Source organism: Komagataeibacter diospyri, from assembly GCF_043995075.1.
Lineage (GTDB): Bacteria > Pseudomonadota > Alphaproteobacteria > Acetobacterales > Acetobacteraceae > Komagataeibacter > Komagataeibacter diospyri.
Genome location: NZ_CP171836.1, coordinates 552,968 through 570,410, shown reverse-complemented (window position 1 = coordinate 570,410; position 17,443 = coordinate 552,968). Strand labels below are relative to the sequence as shown.

At 61.7% G+C, this 17,443-nt stretch carries 16 protein-coding genes; 13 read left to right on the top strand and 3 right to left on the bottom strand.

The window, feature by feature from the left end; translation table 11 throughout:
* Positions 1–112 precede the first annotated feature (112 nt).
* The 6 genes from ACE2AA_RS02585 to ACE2AA_RS02560 all read left to right on the top strand — a co-directional run bounded on the left by ACE2AA_RS02585 (position 113) and on the right by ACE2AA_RS02560 (position 6,026).
* The gene (locus ACE2AA_RS02585; protein ID WP_141298928.1) at positions 113–1,114 is read left to right on the top strand and encodes an ABC transporter permease; all 1,002 of its coding nucleotides are present in this window, start codon (positions 113–115) and stop codon (positions 1,112–1,114) included.
* The gene (locus ACE2AA_RS02580) at positions 1,111–2,082 is read left to right on the top strand and encodes an ABC transporter permease (RefSeq protein WP_395371009.1); all 972 of its coding nucleotides are present in this window, start codon (positions 1,111–1,113) and stop codon (positions 2,080–2,082) included. Before ACE2AA_RS02585 ends, ACE2AA_RS02580 begins: the two co-directional genes overlap by 4 nt.
* Positions 2,072–3,121 (top strand): ABC transporter ATP-binding protein, encoded by a 1,050-nt coding sequence (locus tag ACE2AA_RS02575; protein ID WP_395371007.1) that lies wholly within the window; start codon positions 2,072–2,074, stop codon positions 3,119–3,121. Before ACE2AA_RS02580 ends, ACE2AA_RS02575 begins: the two co-directional genes overlap by 11 nt.
* Entirely contained in the window at positions 3,118–4,104 is a 987-nt protein-coding gene (locus ACE2AA_RS02570) for an ABC transporter ATP-binding protein (RefSeq protein ID WP_395371005.1), read from the top strand. Before ACE2AA_RS02575 ends, ACE2AA_RS02570 begins: the two co-directional genes overlap by 4 nt.
* Positions 4,105–4,312: 208 nt before the next feature.
* Complete coding sequence (locus ACE2AA_RS02565) at positions 4,313–5,068, top strand: 2-keto-4-pentenoate hydratase (protein ID WP_395371003.1); 756 nt, start codon at positions 4,313–4,315, stop codon at positions 5,066–5,068.
* 28 nt (positions 5,069–5,096) lie between these two features.
* A complete protein-coding gene (locus ACE2AA_RS02560; protein WP_395371001.1) occupies positions 5,097–6,026 on the top strand; it encodes a 2-hydroxyacid dehydrogenase in 930 nt (309 codons plus the stop codon).
* A gap of 78 nt (positions 6,027–6,104) precedes the next feature.
* On the opposite strand, the gene ACE2AA_RS02555 is transcribed toward ACE2AA_RS02560, so the two are convergent.
* On the bottom strand, positions 6,105–7,127 hold the full coding sequence (locus tag ACE2AA_RS02555) for an LLM class flavin-dependent oxidoreductase (RefSeq protein WP_395371000.1): 1,023 nt from the start codon (positions 7,125–7,127) through the stop codon (positions 6,105–6,107).
* Positions 7,128–7,564: 437 nt separating this feature from the next.
* On the opposite strand from ACE2AA_RS02555, the gene ACE2AA_RS02550 reads away from it, so the two are divergent.
* Complete coding sequence (locus tag ACE2AA_RS02550) at positions 7,565–7,753, top strand: hypothetical protein (RefSeq protein WP_141259738.1); 189 nt, start codon at positions 7,565–7,567, stop codon at positions 7,751–7,753.
* 18 nt (positions 7,754–7,771) lie between these two features.
* Here ACE2AA_RS02550 and ACE2AA_RS02545 read toward each other — a convergent pair whose 3' ends face one another.
* A complete protein-coding gene (locus tag ACE2AA_RS02545; RefSeq protein ID WP_395370998.1) occupies positions 7,772–8,692 on the bottom strand; it encodes a bile acid:sodium symporter family protein in 921 nt (306 codons plus the stop codon).
* A 252-nt stretch (positions 8,693–8,944) separates the two neighbouring features.
* Between ACE2AA_RS02545 and ACE2AA_RS02540 the strand changes: the two genes are divergently transcribed.
* The 4 genes from ACE2AA_RS02540 (at position 8,945) to ACE2AA_RS02525 (ending at position 13,939) form a co-directional block, all read left to right on the top strand.
* The gene (locus ACE2AA_RS02540; RefSeq protein WP_395372088.1) at positions 8,945–10,849 is read left to right on the top strand and encodes an amidohydrolase family protein; all 1,905 of its coding nucleotides are present in this window, start codon (positions 8,945–8,947) and stop codon (positions 10,847–10,849) included.
* Positions 10,850–11,058: 209 nt separating this feature from the next.
* Positions 11,059–12,222, top strand: coding sequence for an OprO/OprP family phosphate-selective porin (locus ACE2AA_RS02535; protein ID WP_395372086.1), 1,164 nt, complete (start codon positions 11,059–11,061; stop codon positions 12,220–12,222).
* A gap of 243 nt (positions 12,223–12,465) precedes the next feature.
* Positions 12,466–13,296 (top strand): DODA-type extradiol aromatic ring-opening family dioxygenase, encoded by an 831-nt coding sequence (locus ACE2AA_RS02530; RefSeq protein WP_395370996.1) that lies wholly within the window; start codon positions 12,466–12,468, stop codon positions 13,294–13,296.
* Between the two features lie 34 nt (positions 13,297–13,330).
* Entirely contained in the window at positions 13,331–13,939 is a 609-nt protein-coding gene (locus tag ACE2AA_RS02525) for a YceI family protein (RefSeq protein ID WP_395370995.1), read from the top strand.
* Positions 13,940–13,975: 36 nt separating this feature from the next.
* Here the strand turns inward: ACE2AA_RS02525 and ACE2AA_RS02520 are convergent, their stop codons facing one another.
* Entirely contained in the window at positions 13,976–14,629 is a 654-nt protein-coding gene (locus ACE2AA_RS02520; protein WP_141259734.1) for a TetR/AcrR family transcriptional regulator, read from the bottom strand.
* Positions 14,630–14,745: 116 nt separating this feature from the next.
* On the opposite strand from ACE2AA_RS02520, the gene ACE2AA_RS02515 reads away from it, so the two are divergent.
* Positions 14,746–15,909 carry an HlyD family secretion protein gene (locus ACE2AA_RS02515; RefSeq protein WP_141259733.1) on the top strand — a complete coding sequence of 388 codons (1,164 nt, stop codon included), beginning with the start codon at positions 14,746–14,748 and terminating at the stop codon, positions 15,907–15,909.
* On the top strand, positions 15,906–17,438 hold the full coding sequence (locus tag ACE2AA_RS02510) for an MDR family MFS transporter (protein ID WP_395370992.1): 1,533 nt from the start codon (positions 15,906–15,908) through the stop codon (positions 17,436–17,438). Before ACE2AA_RS02515 ends, ACE2AA_RS02510 begins: the two co-directional genes overlap by 4 nt.
* The last annotated feature ends 5 nt before the right edge of the window (positions 17,439–17,443 follow it).

Sequence of the window (17,443 nt, the reverse complement as noted above, 5' to 3'; positions counted from 1 at the left end):
GCCCGGCCTGCCGGTCAAATCGGATAAAATGCGCCAGCCCCTTCGCAAGCGGGGGATATGGTGCCACCCTGCATCCGTGTCCTGATCCCAAGTTTCTGAGTGCCATACCATCATGCCCGCCCAGACCCAGCCCACATCCCCCGGCCCATGGCGGCAGGCCGCGCGCAATCTTGCGCGCACCCCGTCGGCCATGGTGGCGCTTGGTGTGCTTGTGGTCATGACAATGGCGTGCCTTCTGGCCCCGTTCTATGCCCATAGTGTTGCGCGGACCAATCCGTTCCAGTCCACCGTGGCCGGCACCATCATGCTGGACGGGCGTGAAGTGGACATCATGCAACCCAATGACAACCCGCTGCACCTTGGCCTCAGCCCCATCGGGCCAACATGGCGCACCACGTATATGCTGGGTGCCGACAGCCAGGGGCGCGACGTAATGGCCCGCCTGCTGTATGGGGGGCGCAATTCACTGCTGATTTCAGCGGGAGCGGCCATTGTATGCCTGCTGCTGGCAACGGGCGTGGGAATTATGGCAGGCTTTTTTGGCGGGGTTGTCGATACCGTCCTCTCGCGGCTCATGGACATCATGTGGGCGGTGCCGGTTTACCTGTTCGCCATATCGCTTTCCATTGTCATGACCAGCCAGCAGGTGCGCCTTGGCCCGTTCGTGCTGCGGGCGGACAGCCTGTTCATCCCCGTCATGATCATCGCGCTGGTGTACGTGCCCTATGCCGCACGCCCCATCCGCGGGCGGGTCATGGCGTTGCGGCAGCAGGAATTCGTGACCGCAGCGCGCTGTCTGGGCGTGCCGGGATGGCGGATCATGCTGCGCGACATCGTGCCCAATGTCATGACCACACTGATAACACTCGGCCCGCTGCTGATGGCGCTGGCGCTGCTGGCGGAAAGTGCGCTGTCATTTCTTTCGCTGGGGGTGCAGGCGCCGCAACCTTCATGGGGCACCATCATTCAGGATGGCGAAGGCCTGATCTACACCCGCCCCATGGTGGCCGTAGCGCCCGGAATTGCGATCGTGGTCGTGGTGCTGGCGCTGAACATCCTTGGCGACGGGTTACGTGACGCGCTGGACGTGCGCGATGAAGGGCGGCGTTCATGACCGCCCTGCTGCATCGCGCGGGCCAGACGCTGCTGGTACTGTTTGGCGTGTCAGTACTGGTGTTCGGCGTCTTTTTCGCAACGCCCGGCGCGGACCCCACGGCCCGTATCGCCGGACGGAACGCATCGCCACAGATCATGGAAAAAGTGCGCCATGAATACGGCTTCGACCAGCCGCTGCCGGTGCAGTACGTGATCATGATGAAGAAGCTGTTCATTACCCGCGACCTTGCATCCTATGCCAACCGTGGCGAACGGGTGGTGCCCGAAATCATGCAGGCGGCACCCGTCACGGCATGCCTTGTCTGTGGGGCGGCGTTCATCTGGGTCACGATGTCCATCGCCATGGGTACGGTGGCTGCGGCCATGAAGGATACATGGGCGGACCGGGGGCTTATGATGCTGGGGCTGGTGGGGATTTCCATTCCCGTGTTCTGGCTGGGGGAGGTCGCCAACCTTGTCACCCAGAACCGCTATCACGACACATGGCTGTTTTCATGGGTACCGGGGCTGGGTTACGTGCCGTTCAGCCAAAGCCCGCTGGGGTGGTTCAGGGCGCTGGTCATTCCGTGGACCGTGCTGGCGGTCATGTTCATTGGCATCTACAGCCGCGTGCTACGTACGGACCTTGTAACACTAGCAGGCGAGGACTTCATCCGTACGGCCCACGCCAAGGGGCTGTCACCCATACGCGTGCTGCTGTGGCATGGGCTGCGGACATCCATGGTTACTTTCGTATCCCTGTTCGGGATGGATTTTGCCCAACTGGTGGGTGGTGGCGCGCTGCTGACGGAAGTGGTGTTCGGCCTGCCCGGTGTCGGTCGCCTGACCTATCGCGCACTGACCACGCTGGACCTGCCCGTCATCATGGCCACCGTCATGTATTCCGCCGTTTTCGTGGTACTGGCCAATGCGGCGGTGGACGTGATCTATGTGTTCCTTGACCCACGGGTGCGTGATGCCAGCTGACCCCACGATCCCGCTGCTGGATGTCAGTGACCTGTGTGTCAGCTTTCCCGCAGGCGGGCGCATGGTGCCGATTGTCGAACATGTCTCCTTCACCCTGCCGGAAGCGGGCATACTGGGGCTGGTGGGGGAATCCGGGTCCGGCAAATCCGTCACCGCCATGGCGATCATGGGTCTGATTGACACGCCGGGAGTGCGGGTCAGCGGATCGGTGCGCTTTCGCGGTCGGGAACTGGTCGGGCTGCCACCCCGGCAGATACGTCGCTTGCGCGGGCGGGACATCGCCATGATCTTCCAGGACCCGATGACGGCTTTCACCCCCGTCTATACCATCGGCTGGCAGATTGATGAGCAGATCCGCGCCCATGAACGCATCTCCCGCACGCAGGCGCGGGCACGTACCGTACGAATATTGGGTGAAATGGGCGTACCCGATCCCGAACGCATGGCACGGCGTTATCCCCACCAGCTATCAGGCGGCCTGCGCCAGCGTGCGATGATCGCCATGGCGCTGTCCTGCAATCCCACGCTACTGATTGCCGATGAACCGACAACCGCGCTGGATGTAACAGTACAGGCGCAGATCCTTGACCTGATCCGCTCCCTGCGCGGCACGTACGGGTCATCCGTACTGCTGATTACGCATGACATGGGCGTTGTGGCCCAGACCTGTGACAGCACGCTGGTGCTGTATTCGGGCCGGGTGGCGGAAACGGGGCCATCGGACCGGGTATTCAGCCATCCCGGCCACCCCTATACCGCAGCACTGCTGGACTCCATCCCGCCGCTATATGGTCCACGGCCCGACAGGCTGCCTGCCATTGCCGGGGCCCCCCCTGTGCCCATGGCGCGACCGCCCGGATGTGCATTCGGCCCACGCTGCGCCCATGTCCATGCGGCATGCACCACCACGCCGCCCGCGCTGTTGCCGCTGGGTCCCGACCATGAAGCCGCCTGCGTCCTGCCAGCCGAGGGCGCACCGCTTCCGCCCCGCACTGCGGCGGACTGGCCCATCGACACCTTCGGGGATGCATGCCCATGACCGATACGCAATCCCCTGCCCCGTTGATGGAAGTGCGCAACCTGTCCAAGAGCTATCGTGTAAGCGGCGGACACCGTCTGGTGGCGGTAGATGGCATATCCCTGTCGGTCATGCCGGGCGAAATGCTGGGACTGGTGGGGGAGTCCGGCTGCGGCAAGTCAACGCTGGGACGGTGCATGCTGCGGCTAACGGACATATCAGCGGGACAGGTGGTGTTTGAAGGGCGCGACATCACCACCCTGCCCGAGCGCCGACTGCGTCCGTTACGCCCCCGGATGCAGATGGTGTTTCAGGATTCCAGCGCCTGCCTCAATCCGCGCCGACGCATCGGGGACCTTCTGGCCGAACCACTGCGTGTCCATCCCGGCCCGGATCAGCGCAGGCGGCAGGCAGCGGATATTGAACGGCGCGTGCGTGATCTCATGGAACTGGTCAGCCTGCCCGTTACGGCGCTGACGCGCTATCCGCATGAATTTTCCGGCGGCCAGCGCCAGCGCATCAACATTGCCCGCGCGCTTGCCCTGTCCCCCCGGCTGGTGGTGGCGGATGAGCCGGTTTCGGCGCTGGATGTGTCGGTGCAGGCACAGATCGTCAACCTGTTTTCAGACCTCCGCACACGCCTGGGGCTGACCTATGTGTTCGTGGCGCATGACCTTGCGGTGGTGCGTCAGGTCTCCACCCGGGTGGCTGTCATGTATCTGGGCGCGATTGTCGAAATGGGGGCGACGGATGACGTGCTGCACCAGCCCGCCCATCCCTACACCGCCGCCCTGACCACAGCCGTGCCCCGCCCCGTGGTGGGCGCCACGCCCCCGCCGCCGCTGGGTGGCGACATACCCAGTCCCGTCAACCGCCCCGCCGGGTGCCGTTTCCATACCCGCTGTCCATACGTGCAGGACCGTTGCCGGATGGAGGCACCCGTCCTGCGCCCCATCCGTCCCGGTCATGAAGCGGCGTGCCACTTTCCCCTGCCCCCGTCGTGATGGGTCCCATTTTCAAAATAATATTCTGATAAATAATCAAAATTTGGGGATGCCGCCTTTTTGAAAAAAGCTTCACCAAAAAATTTTGATGATCTACGGGACGTTTTACCCGCAACCACAAGGCACATCTCCGGCCCCGGCATGGCGTGGGGCGATGTGATGTGCCATCGTGACGCAGCCGTGACCGTATCGGGGGAACACCATTTCCATGCCCAGCACCACCAGCCTGCCTGAACTGCTCCTTGCCATACGCCGTGGCCAGTTGCCGCCACCCGCCAGCGTGGACGGGGCATTGGTACCGGATACGGAAGCTGATGCCTATGCAGTGCAGGATACGGTGGGGCGGTCCCTTGGCCCGGTTGGCGGGTGGAAGGTCGGTGCGTCCAGCCCGGATGCCGAGCCCGCCTGCGCGCCCATCCATACCACAACCATTTTTGGTGATGGCGATACGGTTCCGGCAAATACATGCCACCATCTGGGTGTCGAGGCCGAGATCGGCTACCGCTTCGCCCGCACCCTGCCCCCACGGGCGACGCCATGGACACGGGATGAAGTGCTCGATGCCATTGGCACGGCCCACCCGGTGATCGAAATCCTTGATACCCGCTTCGCCCGGCCCGGATCACTGCATAAACTGCTACATGCCGCAGACCAGCAGAGCCATGGCGCACTGATCGTAGGTCCCGGCACCAGTGCATGGCGCACGCTGGACCCGATACACGAACGCGTGGTGCTACAGATTGATGGCAAGGTCGTAAAAGACCACATAGGCGGCAATTCGGCGGGCGACCCGCTGCGCATGCTGGTATGGCTGGCCAACCATGCAGCCCGGCGCGGCATGGGTATTGATGCAGGCTGCGTGGTGACGACCGGTTCCACCACCGGCACCATTTTCGTCGCACACGGCACGGATGTCGAAGCCAGTTTCCCTGCACTGGGGTCGGTACGTGCCTATCTGGCCTGATCCCCTTGCCCCGTACGAAAGGTCTGACATGAAGCCCGATATCCTGCTGCTTGAACCCATGATGCCTGAAATCGAGAAACAGCTTGATGCGGCCTATACCGTCCATCGCCCCATGCCGGGCGAACCGTTGGACAGGATCGCCGGGTCAATACGCGGCATCGCGACCGGCGGTGGTACGGGCGTGCCCCGCGCGGTCATGGACAGCCTGCCCCGCCTTGAAATCATCGCCGTCAACGGCATCGGCACGGACGCCATTGACCTGAATGAAGCAAAGCGGCGTGGCATCCATGTCACCACCACGCCGGGCGTACTGACCGATGACGTTGCGGACATGGCGATGGGGCTGCTGCTGGCGCTGCTGCGCGACCTGCCTGCATCGGACCGTTATGTGCGCGACGGCGCATGGGGCAGCAGGCCCGCGCCACCGCTGGGCCACAGGGTATCGGGGCGCAGGCTGGGCATACTGGGCATGGGCCATGTGGGGCAGGCAGTGGCCATGCGCGCCAGTGCGTTCAGCATGCCGGTTTCCTATACCGACCGCCGTGACAAGACCCTGCCGGGCTATACATTCGTGCCGGACCTGCCAACGCTTGCGCAACATAGCGACGTGCTGGTGGTGGCGGCATCCGGCGGTGCGGACTCACGACATCTGGTCAACCGGCAGATCCTGGATGCGCTGGGACCGGATGGTGTGCTGATCAACGTGGCGCGCGGGTCGGTGGTGGACGAAGCTGCCCTTGTCGCGGCCCTTGCGGATGGAACACTGGGTGGCGCGGGGCTGGATGTGTTCGAGCATGAACCCGATGTCCCCGATGGTCTGCGCACCTCACCACGCACGGTCCTGCAGCCCCACCGCGCCAGCGCCACGGTGGAAACCCGGCTGGCGATGGGGAACCTGGTCGTAGGCAATCTGGCCGCCCATTTTGCAGGCAGGCCGCTGCTGACGCCGGTAGTCTGAACAGACCTTCAAAACCGGAAGCATTTTTCAAAAATGCTGCGGATAATGCCATCTTAAAAAAGGCGGCTCCCCAAACTTTTATTTAAAAGGCCGGGCATCCGGATCGGACGATAGCGCATCCTGCATGGCAACGGTCAGCTCAAGGGCATGACGCCGCAGCCCATGGTCATGAATGGGCAGTGCGACCAGAAGCTCATCAGGTCCATACCGGGTAATGAAGTCACGCAGGCGTGGCATGATGGACCGGATCGAGCCTGCAAACGTGCAGGACAGGGTCTGGTCCACCATTGCCTGCTCCGCTGGCGACCACAGACCGGTGGTGTCCGTGACCGGGGAAGGAAAGGCAATGGGCCGCCCCCGTCGCAGGGCAATGAAATACTGCTGCAGGGAGGTGGCGAGAAACGCGCCTTCCTCCTCCCCATCCGCCGCGATGATGTTCACGCTCAGCATGACATGGGGCTTCGGGCAACGGGCCGAGGGTTCAAACCGCGTGCGATACAGGCTGATCGCCTCCGCCATCTGTCCCGGTGCGAAATGGGATGCGAAGGCATAAGGCAGGCCAAGCCTGGCCGCCAGAACCGCCGAAAACAGCGATGAGCCCAGCAGCCACACCGGCACCCGCAGGCCCATGCCGGGTATGGCGTGGATCATATGGGTATCTTCAGGTCCCGCCGGTTCAAAATACTGCAGCAGTTCGAGCACATCAGACGCGAAGCGTTCGGGCGCATGCGGGTCGCGGCGCAGGGCGCGGGCCGTGCGCTGGTCCGCCCCCGGCGCGCGACCAAGGCCCAGGTCGATCCGGCCGGGAAACAGGGTTTCCAGCGTGCCGAACTGTTCGGCGATGACCAGCGGAGAATGGTTGGGCAGCATGACACCACCCGCGCCGACACGGATACGGCGCGTCGCCGCCGCCACCTGCCCGATCAGGATACCTGTCGCAGCCGATGCAATACCCGGCATGGCATGATGTTCAGCCAGCCAGTAGCGCGCAAACCCCAGATCATCGGCCAGTTGCGCCAGATCCAGTGTATTGCGGAAGGCTTCACCCACGCTGCCGCCGCAGGTAATAAGGGACAGGTCAAGGACGGAAAACGGGATCACACCATTACCTCAGCATGAATAATACAGGCCAGTCAGGAAGATATGGGGCGAAACCATGTGAAATCCAGTGCAGGGATACCCGAGAACCCATTACGGAATAATTCATCGATCAAAAACAATAAAAGTTTTCGGGTGCTGCCTTTTTCCAAAAAGACAGCATTTTTTTGAATGCTTTTTGAAAAAAGCTTCACCAAAAACTTCTTATGGTCATGGGACTGGTGAGACAATTTTTATGGCAGTCAAAGAAAATCACAGGATCCGATACCCGAACATCGGGGCGCAAAACCGCCATATCCAGTAACACGATAGCCTTCGGGCTGACCTGACCCGCTTTAATTTAATGATCTTTCGTCCCGCATGAAGCACACATCCCTGAATACAGGAACCATCCCCATGATGGCCCGTTGGATCAGCAGGCATTTCGCGGAGTATATCCCATGCTGACCCTTCTTATCATTGCCCTCATCATCTTCGCCATTGGCGGGGGTGGCTATGGTTACCGCTCCGGCTGGTACGGTGGACCGAGGGGAACCGGATTCAACGGCCTTGGGCTGTTGCCAATCATCCTGCTGGTCATTGCACTTTTTTTGTTGCTACACACGCCTGGTAACGCACCGCCACCATAGCGGTGACGATGCGTGGGGTTAAGGGCGACCGTCGCGTGGGGGCCGCCCCGCCCACAGGGCGGCAAGGGCCGATCCCGATATGTTATGCCATACGGAAAACACTGCCCCCGGCAGGGCCGCCAGCGGGGCGAAATACAGCCGCCCCAATGTTGCCGCCAGGCCGGAATTCTGCATGCCGACCTCCAGCGCCAGCGTGCGGCACACGCTCTCGTCAAAACCCAGCAGCCGCCCTCCCCAGTATCCGCCCAGCAGCCCGATCGCGTTATGCAGCACCACGCCCACCAGCACCAGCGGTCCCACCGCCGCAAGTGACGGGCGCACACCCGCTACGATACTGCCTATAATGGCCATGATCGACACCATGGCCACCAGCGGCAGCACCGGTTCAATCCGTCGGACCAGCCGGGGAAAGGCTGTATTGACCACCACGCCACCCATGACCGGCAGGGCCACGATTTCGACAATGCTGCGAAACAGGCCCCAACTGTCAACGCTGACACCGGCCGATACATAAAGCCGCGTCAGCACCGGGGTGGCGACAATACCGACCAGCGTGGAAAGCGTGCTGATGCTGACCGACAGCGCCACATCGCCACGTGACAGATAGATCATGACATTGGACGCCGTACCACTGGAAACACAGCCCACCAGGATCATGCCGGTGGCGATCATGGGTGGCATGCGCAGCATATGCGCGATCCCCCATGCCGCCAGCGGCATGACAAGATAGTGCAGCACCACGCCCGCCACGACCGGCTGCGGCCTGCGCGCGATGCGCATGAAATCCCCCGCCGTCAGCGTCACCCCCATGGTGAACATGATGAAGGCAAGCAGTGGGGTTATGGCAGGGGTCAAGGTCATGAACGGCGCGGGAAACGCAATCGCCCCGACCGAGACAAGGACCGCCCATAACGGAAACAGCCGTGTCAGGATCGACATGTCATTGTCCACACGTTCAGCATATGTCCACCCTGCGCTTTCGTGCCTGTTAATGCGGGATGCCTGCATACGCACGGCCGCGCGATATGACCAGAGCGCATGGCAGGCGACGGATCATTTTGTGATGTCACCGACAGTGTCTTACGCAACCCCACCCGTGCCCGACTGTTGTCATGAATGCGGGATACACCATCCATGGCCGAACACGTCATGTATGCTGCCATGCCCGCGTCGTGTCATGGGGAGGCCTGCGTGCCCGATACCGTTTATCGCAATGCGCTTTTTTTTGATGGCACGGGCAGCCATCCTGTCATTTCAGACATTGCCATATCCAACGGCCGGGTTGTGGCGATCGGACCATCACTGGACCTTGATGAAAATACGACACAGGTAGATTGCACCGGCCTGTGGCTGACGCCGGGGCTGCTGGACATCCACACCCATCTGGACCTTGAACTGGAACTGGCCCCCGAACTGCCCGAAGTGGTGCGCCACGGCACCACCACGGTGGTAATCGGCAACTGTTCCATCGGCGTGACCTATGGCCACCAGCGCAGCGCGGGGGAAGACCCCATCGTGGACTGTTTCGCCCGTGTGGAAAACATGCCAAAACCCGTGCTGGCCCGCGTGGCGGACAGATGTACCTGGACCGATTCACAGGGGTATCTGGATCACCTTTCCCGCCTGCCACTTGGTGCCAATGTTGTCCCGCTCATCCCCCATTCCATGCTGCGCATCGCGGTCATGGGGCTGCAGCAGTCCATTACCCGCCCCCCCACCAAGCGCGAGCGCGCACAGATGGAACGTCTGGTGGATGCGGGCATGGCGCAGGGTTACGCAGGTTTTTCCACCGATGCCCTGCCCTTCCACTTCCTGGCGAACAACCCGCATAAAAAACGCAAGATCCCGACCCAGTACGCCAGCTACCGCGAACTGGCACAGCTGACCAATGTCGTCCGCCGTTACGGGCGCGTATGGCAGGCGACCCCGCCCAAGGATGACATCATCGAGGCGGTGCGCACCTTCCTGCTGACCAGCGGGCGCCTGTTCGGCCGCCCGCTGCGCACAACGGTGCTGGCGGCGATCGACCTATGGACCAATCGCGCAGCGGTCACGATGTGCCTCATGCTGTCCGCCATCCTCAACTCCCGGCTGCTGGACGGGATATTCCGTTTTCAGGTACTGTCAGGCACGTTCCGGATATGGAGCGACGGAGCAATCAATCCCATCGCCGACGAAATACCCGAACTGCGCGCCCTGAATGAACTGGAACTGGATGACCGGGCAGGACGCCTGCGCATCCTTGATGACCCGCAATGGATCGCAGCCTTCCGGGCGATGTGGCTGAAAGGCAGGACAGGATGGTCCATCGCACGGCTGCGCCGGCTGCTGCGGCTGGAGGATACAGTGCTGACCCGCCGACTGGCGGATATGAAGGTGACTGAATGCCCCCTGTCCCTGTGGCAGGGCGAGACACTGCAGTACCCCTATCATCGCCTGCGGCAATGGCAGGCGACAAAAGGACGCCATGGGGCGGTCAATCCGGAAGAAGCCGCGTTTTTCGCAACCTTTCCCAACCCTGTCGGGGATGACGCCACTTTCATCATCCATCTGCTGCGGCAATGGGATACCGACCTGCGGTGGGAGACAACTTTTGCCAACCGTAATCCGGTCACGCTGAAGAAACTGCTGTTCAATCCACACACGCTGCCGGGATTCAATGACAGTGGCGCGCATCTGGCCAATATCGCCTTTTATGACGGAAACCTGCGGACCCTGAAAATGGCCCAGCCTGACGGACCGCGGCAGGTGGCTGTCGCCGTGCACCGCCTGACCGGCCTGCCTGCCGGCTTCTTCAACCTAAACGCAGGTGTGCTGAAGGTCGGCGCGCAGGCCGATCTGTGCGTGATCGACCCCGATGCCCTGCGCCGTTGGGACCCGGAAAAAACCTATGAATTCGTTTATCGCAGCGCATTTGGTTGCCGTCAGGTCATCAATCGCCCGCCCGGTGTCGTACGCCATGTCATGGTCGCAGGCCGGACCGTGTGGACCGATGGCGATTATACCCGTGACTTTGGCCACACAGCCTTTGGCCGGGTCATGCGTGCAAAAGACCACCCGGATGAACGCAACCCCGCACGGCTGATCCCCGAATGATACGAACCGGGGGACAAGACCGGGGACCATAGCCCGCCTGCCTGTCCATGCGCCCGTGTTTCCCAGCGGGCAACACGCACCTGCACAGATTTGATGGCCTGTCCTCCTGCCTGTCCATGCTATGGGCTGCGGGTCACCCCTGTGCATTGCGTGGAGAGTACCGTCCCTTGTCATGCCGATTGCAAGCCGGGTCCGCGTTCTGTGCCGTCGTGCTGCTGTACGCCAGCACGACCCGCGCCCAGAGCGTGCCCACCATTGACCTGCATGGCGTGACCATAAAACCCTATGCCACGGACCAGCTTGATGTGGGCGGGTTCGCCAATGCATCCCCCACCCGTCCGGGTACGGGGGCACGGGGTGCACGCATGCGTAATGGCGTGCGGCTGAATATCCACAAACAGGTCGAAATCGGGGCCATTTGGGATTTCGGGCCGACACCCGGTGGGCCGATGCGCCTGTTTGAAGGTCAGGTTTCCTATGTCGGGCTGCGGCATTTCGTATTCACGGCAGGAATTTTCAAACCCAGCTTCGGCCTTGAATCCATGCAGGCACAGGGTGATACCGTTTTTATCGAACGCTCCAGCATTTCCACCCTGACACGCAACCTGGCCACGGGTATCGAACGACAGGCGGTGCAGGCGGAAACATACGGAAAACGCTATCATTTCGCGCTATCCGCCACCGCAGGCACCGCAGGACCAGGCGAAAACGGCAATCAGCGCGCCATGGCCTTCCGCCTTGTGGGGCTGCCGGTCCGGACGCGTTCCGTGCTGCTTCATGTCGGGTTTTCGGGGGAGTGGGTGTTCCGCCCCGCATCCGCTGGCAACGCGGCGCCGGTGCTGTCCCTGTCCGATAATCCGGAAATCAATCCGGGGACGGTTTCAAAATACCTCAATACAGGGAAAATCCTGTCCGACAGCGCGGGCGCGTTCGGGGTGGAGACCGCCGTGTCATGGAAAAAACTTCTGTTTCAGGGCGAAGCCTATGACATCGTGCTGAACAGCCGCATCAATAACGGTAACCAGCGACTGCGCTTCCATGGGTGGTACGGACAGCTTGGCTATACCATCAATGGCAGGCAGCGGGAGTGGAAGGGCCGCACGGCGGCGTTTTCCTCGCCATCATGCGACAGGAAACAGAGCGTCCTGTGCAATGGCTATGGTGTGCTGGAAATTGCGGCCCGCTATTCACAGGCTGACCTTGAATCTGGCCCCATCCACGGCGGCGACCAGCAGACCGGGTCACTGGCCGTGAACTGGTGGCCCACGGGCATCATCCGTACGACCGTGCAATATGAATACGGGCAGGTCACGCGCACTCCGTCAGCGGAACATTTCCATGCAATCATGTCGATGTTCCAGATAAAATTCTAAAAACCGTTTTGATATGTAAAGAAAAGCTTTTGATTACCGCTTTTTCAAAAAAGCGGCGTCTCCCGAAGCCATCTGCACAACCATGTTGCCAGACAGCATCGTGATACCTTTTTCATGATGCTGCCGGTTAGCAACAACTGGCGCCTTCACACCCATCTGCCGTAACGTATCCGCTTACCGGGCGTTGATACCGATACGGATGGGCGAACAGATCATGACGACCCCGACAGGAAGATAACCGGCATGGAACAGCAACCCGCCCCCCATAACGATACAGCACGGCCGCAACAGCCAGTCCTGTTCCTGCCGCATGGGGGGGGACCATGCTTTTTCATGGACTGGCCGGATACATGGGACCATATGGCGGCCTACCTGCGCGCCGTCGCCGCCACCCTGCCCCGGCGTCCCGACGGGATCGTGGTCATGTCCAGCCATTGGGAAACGGGCGTGCCCACGGTTACATCGGGCGCCCATCCGGCATTGATATACGATTATTCCGGCTTTCCGCCCCATACGTACCAGCTGCGTTATCCCGCGGCGGGTTCCCCCGAGCTTGCGGCACAGGTATGCGCCCTGCTGGACAAGGTGGGGATTCCAAACGCGCAGGACCCCGACCGGGGCTTTGACCATGGGGTGTTCATACCGTTCATGCTGGCATTTCCGCAGGCCGACATCCCGATTGTAGAACTGTCGCTGCAACGCGATCTCAACGCCGCGATGGAAATACGGATCGGGGCGGCGCTGCAGCCGCTGCGCGCGCAGAACGTGCTGATTGTGGGCACGGGCATGACGTATCACAACCTGCATCATTTCATGGGGCAGAACCCGCAATCAAATGCCGTATCACGGGAATTCGACACATGGCTGACCCATGCGGTGGAATCCCCACCTGACATACGGACCGAAGCCCTGACCCGGTGGACCCACGCGCCGGGTGCACGGATCTGCCACCCCCGCCCCGAACACCTGCTGCCGCTCATGTTCGCGGCGGGGGCCGCCGGGACGGATCGGGGCGTGCGCGATTACAGCGATACGGTCATGGGCAAGGCACTGTCGGGTTTCCGGTTTGGCTGATGATGACATTTCCAGAAGAGAAAGGCATTGCACTATGAAAAAAAGCATTCCGCCCGCCGTGGCCTCCGCCTGCATATGGGCGCTGCTCGTGGCTCCGGTGATGGCCGCAACGCCTGCCCATGACGTGCAGGCCGGGCGTTACCGGATCGAACCCGGCCATACCCAGATCACCTTTTCCCTGCTGCATCTGGGGTTTACGCCCTATTCCGGCATGTTTTCAGGCATCAGTGGCACGTTGCGGCTTGATCCCGCCCACCTGTCCGCATCCCGGCTGGATGTCAGCGTGCCAGTCAGCAGCCTCTATACCCCCAGCGACCGGCTGACCGGGGAACTGCAGGGCGCGGACTGGTTTGATGCTGGCCGCTACCCGAATGCGACCTTCACCTCGACTTCGGTCGTGCCCGCCGGGGCGGAAAATGCCACGATCACGGGCAACCTTACGCTGCATGGTGTGACAAGACCGGTCATGCTGCATGCGCATTACGTGGGCGCAGGCGTCAACCCGATGGACAAGGCCTATACGGTCGGGTTCGCGGCCACGGCAACCATCCGACGCAGCGATTTCGGGATCAGGACCTATGTACCCATGGTGGGGGATGACGTGACCCTGACCATTGCCGGTGCGTTTGAAAAACAGGACTGATGCTGCCGGACCGGATACCCGTGCAGGGATTGCATGTCATCCCGCCACTGAACCCGTCACCCCGCACAGGAACATGGACCATGCCGCATCCAGAAACGCGGCGCGTGCCACATTGTCATGCAGGGGATCAAGCCCCAGCAGGCGCTGCTGGATCGGCCATCCGGTCATGATCCCGGTCAGCAGCCGGGATGTGCTTTCGTTATCGGTGCCGCTGCGGATCTGCCCTGCCGCCACGGCAGCCGTCAGCAGGGTTGTGATCCGCCCGTGGAAGGGCCCGACAATTTCGTCCATGGCATGGTCGATCAGGCCGGGATAGCGGTAGCCATCCGCGATCATCATGCGGTACGTGGCGATCACGTTTTCCCGCATGATGAAATCGAGCAGCATCCGGCACACTTCCTTCAGCGCCTGCAACGGATCAAGCAGGGAAGCTTCCGTATCCGTTTCCAGCAGCGAGGCGCTGAGATGCGTGATGACCGCCTTGAACAATGCTTCCTTGGAGGCATAGCGGTGATAGATCGTCTGCTTGCTGGCCCCCGCCGCACGCGCGATCTGCCCCATTGATGTCCCGGCATAGCCGTGGGCAATGAACAGCCTGCCCGCCACGTCCAGCAGGTACTGGTCCAGCAGGGCGGAATCCTGTGGTGTCGGGCGGCCCGAACGGCGCGGCTTGCATAGCATGATCGACATCCCAACTTTCCCGTCCCAAACATGATTTGCCGCAGATGCGCGGCCATATGTGGCTTGACCATGCGGAATTGTCCACCTAACAAAACCGTACCGAACCGTTCCATATATGGTGGCGCATGCCTGATACTTCACCAACCGACCCGTCCCCCTCAGGCCAGCCCGCCCCGTCCGGCGCGCCACAGTCCGATACGAAAAAACCCGCTGACCCGCGCAAGGCCGCCATACGCAGGCTGGTTGTGGCGTGTATCGCGGGCATTGCCGTGATAGCGTTCGTGGCATGGCTGATCCACTGGTGGACGCATGGGCGGTTCATCCAGTCCACCAATGACGCGTACCTGCAGGCCGATCAGGTCACGGTGTCCACCCGTGTGGCAGGCTTTGTCGATCAGGTTCTGGTGGCCGAAAACCAGGCGGTGACGAAGGGGCAGGTTCTGGTGCGCATGGATGAACGTGATCCCCGCGCCCGCTTTGAACAGGCCCGTGCGCTGGCCGATCAGGGCAATGCCGCGATCATCCAGACCAGGGCCCAGATCGACGCGCAGGACGCCGAAATTGCACAGGCGCAGGCCCGGCGCGATGCAGCGCAGGCGCAGGTTGATTTTGCCGACCGGCAGGTTGCCCGTTACCGTGCGCTGGCCGCAACGGGGGCCGAAACAAATGAACATTATGACCAGTTGCGCAACAGCAGCGCACAGGCCCATGCCCAACTGTCGCAGGCCACCGCCGCCCTGAAATCGGCACAGCTTCAGATCGCCACGTTCCGCGCCGAAATCTTGCAGGCACAGGCCCGTATTGAACAGGCCATTGCCCAGCAGCGTTCCGCGCAGGTGGATCTGGACGCCACCACAATCCGCGCCGCAGTGGACGGACGCGTGGGCGACCGCAGCGCACGTGTGGGACAGTATGCTGCCGTTGGCACGCATATGATGACCATCGTGCCGGTGCAGGACATCTATCTGGTGGCCAATTTCAAGGAAACGCAGATCCGCCGCATGCGCGCAGGCCAGCCGGTCCGGGTATCGGTCGACGCGCTGGGCGGTGAGACGATACACGGTACGGTCGAAAGCTTCGCGCCGGGCACGGGCGCACAGTTCGCCCTGCTGCCGCCCGACAACGCAACCGGCAATTTCACCAAGGTAGTACAGCGCGTGCCGGTACGCATCCATATCCAGCCCGATGCGGCACAACGCGTGATATTGATCCCTGGCCTGTCGGTTACGGCGGCGGTCGATACGTCCGTCCCGGTCAGTGATCCGGCCCCCACCGGCGGTGGGTCGTGAGCACGCAGCCAACAGACGATAACAGCCCCGCCGTTCCGCAGAAAGCGGATGCGGCGGCGTGGCTGGCGGTGGCGGCGGGTACCATTGGCGCGCTGATGGCGACGCTGGATACTTCCATCGTCAATTCGGCCCTGCCCACCATCCAGGGCGAAATCGGGGCATCCAGCAGTGAGGGCACGTGGGTCACCACGGCATATCTTGTGGCCGAAATCGTCATGATCCCTCTGGCCGGATGGTTCGAGCGCATATTCAAGCTGCGCAATTTCCTGTTGATCGCAGCGGTGCTGTTCACCATCTTTTCCATGTGGTGCGGGCTGTCACCCAATCTCATGCACATGATTATCGGCCGTGTGGGACAGGGTTTTACCGGTGGGGCCATGATCCCCACCGCCATGACCATCGTGGCCACGCGCCTGCCGCCAGCCCAGCGTCCAGTGGGTATCGCGCTGTTTGGCATGACCGCCGTCCTTGGCCCGGTGATCGGTCCGGTCATTGGCGGATGGCTGACGGAAAACCTGAGCTGGCATTACGCCTTCTTCCTCAACCTGCCCATCAGCATCGGGCTGGGCATCCTGCTGTTTGTCGGCCTGCCCGCGGGTAAAATTGACTGGGGCGAATTCCGCAATACCGATTATTACGGACTGGCGGGGCTGATACTGGGGCTGGGTGGTCTGACAGTCGTGCTGGAGGAAGGGCAGCGCGAACGCTGGTTTGAATCCGACATGATCCGTGAACTCAGCATCATGTCCGTCATTGGCATGGCCCTGCTGGTGATCGGGCAGTTCCGCTCGCGCCAGCCGGTCATTCACCTGAAAATCCTGCTGCAGAAAAGCTTTTTCGGGGTGTTTGTCCTCAGCCTCGGGGTGGGTGGCGCGCTGTATGGCATCCTGTATCTGATCCCGCAGTTCCTGGCCGCCGTCCCCGACTACAATTCCGAACAGTCGGGTATCGTTGCCGCCATAAGCGGCATTCCCACCCTGCTGATGCTGGCGGTATTTCCCATTCTGGTGCGCAAGCTCGATATCCGCCTGGCCATCGCGTTTGGCATGTTTTTGTATGTGGTCAGCTGCTTCATGAACGCGCATCTGTCACCGGACAGCGCGGGGCCGCATTTTTTCTGGTCGCAGGTAGTGCGTGGCTTTGCGCAGTTCTTTTCGCTGCTGTTCCTTAATCAGGCTGCGACCAGTGCGGTGCCCATACAGTATGCGGAAGATGCGTCCGGCCTGTTCAATGCCGCGCGAAACCTTGGCGGGTCATTCGGGCTGGCGGCGGTAGCGACACTGCATGATCGCCGGATGGACCTGCATACCGCCCGCATCGAGGAAACGGTCACCGCCAATTCTCCACTGGGGCAGGAATTCGTACAGCACTACGGTCTGGCGCGTCTCAGCGCGCTGATTACCCGGCAGGCGACCGTAATGACCTATGGCGATCTGTTCTGGATATTCGGCATCGCCCTGCTGGTGATGATGCCCCTCGTATTCCTTATCAGGCCAATGCCCAAAGACGCTGGCATGACGGTGGGATGACAGAC

Excerpts from the sequence above, each read along its gene's own strand:
- ACE2AA_RS02580 (WP_395371009.1), top strand. The coding sequence starts at position 1,111 with ATGACCGCCCTGCTGCATCGCGCGGGCCAGACGCTGCTGGTACTGTTT.
- ACE2AA_RS02520 (WP_141259734.1), bottom strand. The coding sequence starts at position 14,629 with ATGTCGATCATGCTATGCAAGCCGCGCCGTTCGGGCCGCCCGACACCA.
- ACE2AA_RS02530 (WP_395370996.1), top strand. The coding sequence starts at position 12,466 with ATGGAACAGCAACCCGCCCCCCATAACGATACAGCACGGCCGCAACAG.
- ACE2AA_RS02565 (WP_395371003.1), top strand. The coding sequence starts at position 4,313 with ATGCCCAGCACCACCAGCCTGCCTGAACTGCTCCTTGCCATACGCCGT.
- ACE2AA_RS02575 (WP_395371007.1), top strand. The coding sequence starts at position 2,072 with ATGCCAGCTGACCCCACGATCCCGCTGCTGGATGTCAGTGACCTGTGT.
- ACE2AA_RS02525 (WP_395370995.1), top strand. The coding sequence starts at position 13,331 with ATGAAAAAAAGCATTCCGCCCGCCGTGGCCTCCGCCTGCATATGGGCG.
- ACE2AA_RS02585 (WP_141298928.1), top strand. The coding sequence starts at position 113 with ATGCCCGCCCAGACCCAGCCCACATCCCCCGGCCCATGGCGGCAGGCC.
- ACE2AA_RS02570 (WP_395371005.1), top strand. The coding sequence starts at position 3,118 with ATGACCGATACGCAATCCCCTGCCCCGTTGATGGAAGTGCGCAACCTG.
- ACE2AA_RS02560 (WP_395371001.1), top strand. The coding sequence starts at position 5,097 with ATGAAGCCCGATATCCTGCTGCTTGAACCCATGATGCCTGAAATCGAG.
- ACE2AA_RS02545 (WP_395370998.1), bottom strand. The coding sequence starts at position 8,692 with ATGTCGATCCTGACACGGCTGTTTCCGTTATGGGCGGTCCTTGTCTCG.
- ACE2AA_RS02515 (WP_141259733.1), top strand. The coding sequence starts at position 14,746 with ATGCCTGATACTTCACCAACCGACCCGTCCCCCTCAGGCCAGCCCGCC.
- ACE2AA_RS02550 (WP_141259738.1), top strand. The coding sequence starts at position 7,565 with ATGCTGACCCTTCTTATCATTGCCCTCATCATCTTCGCCATTGGCGGG.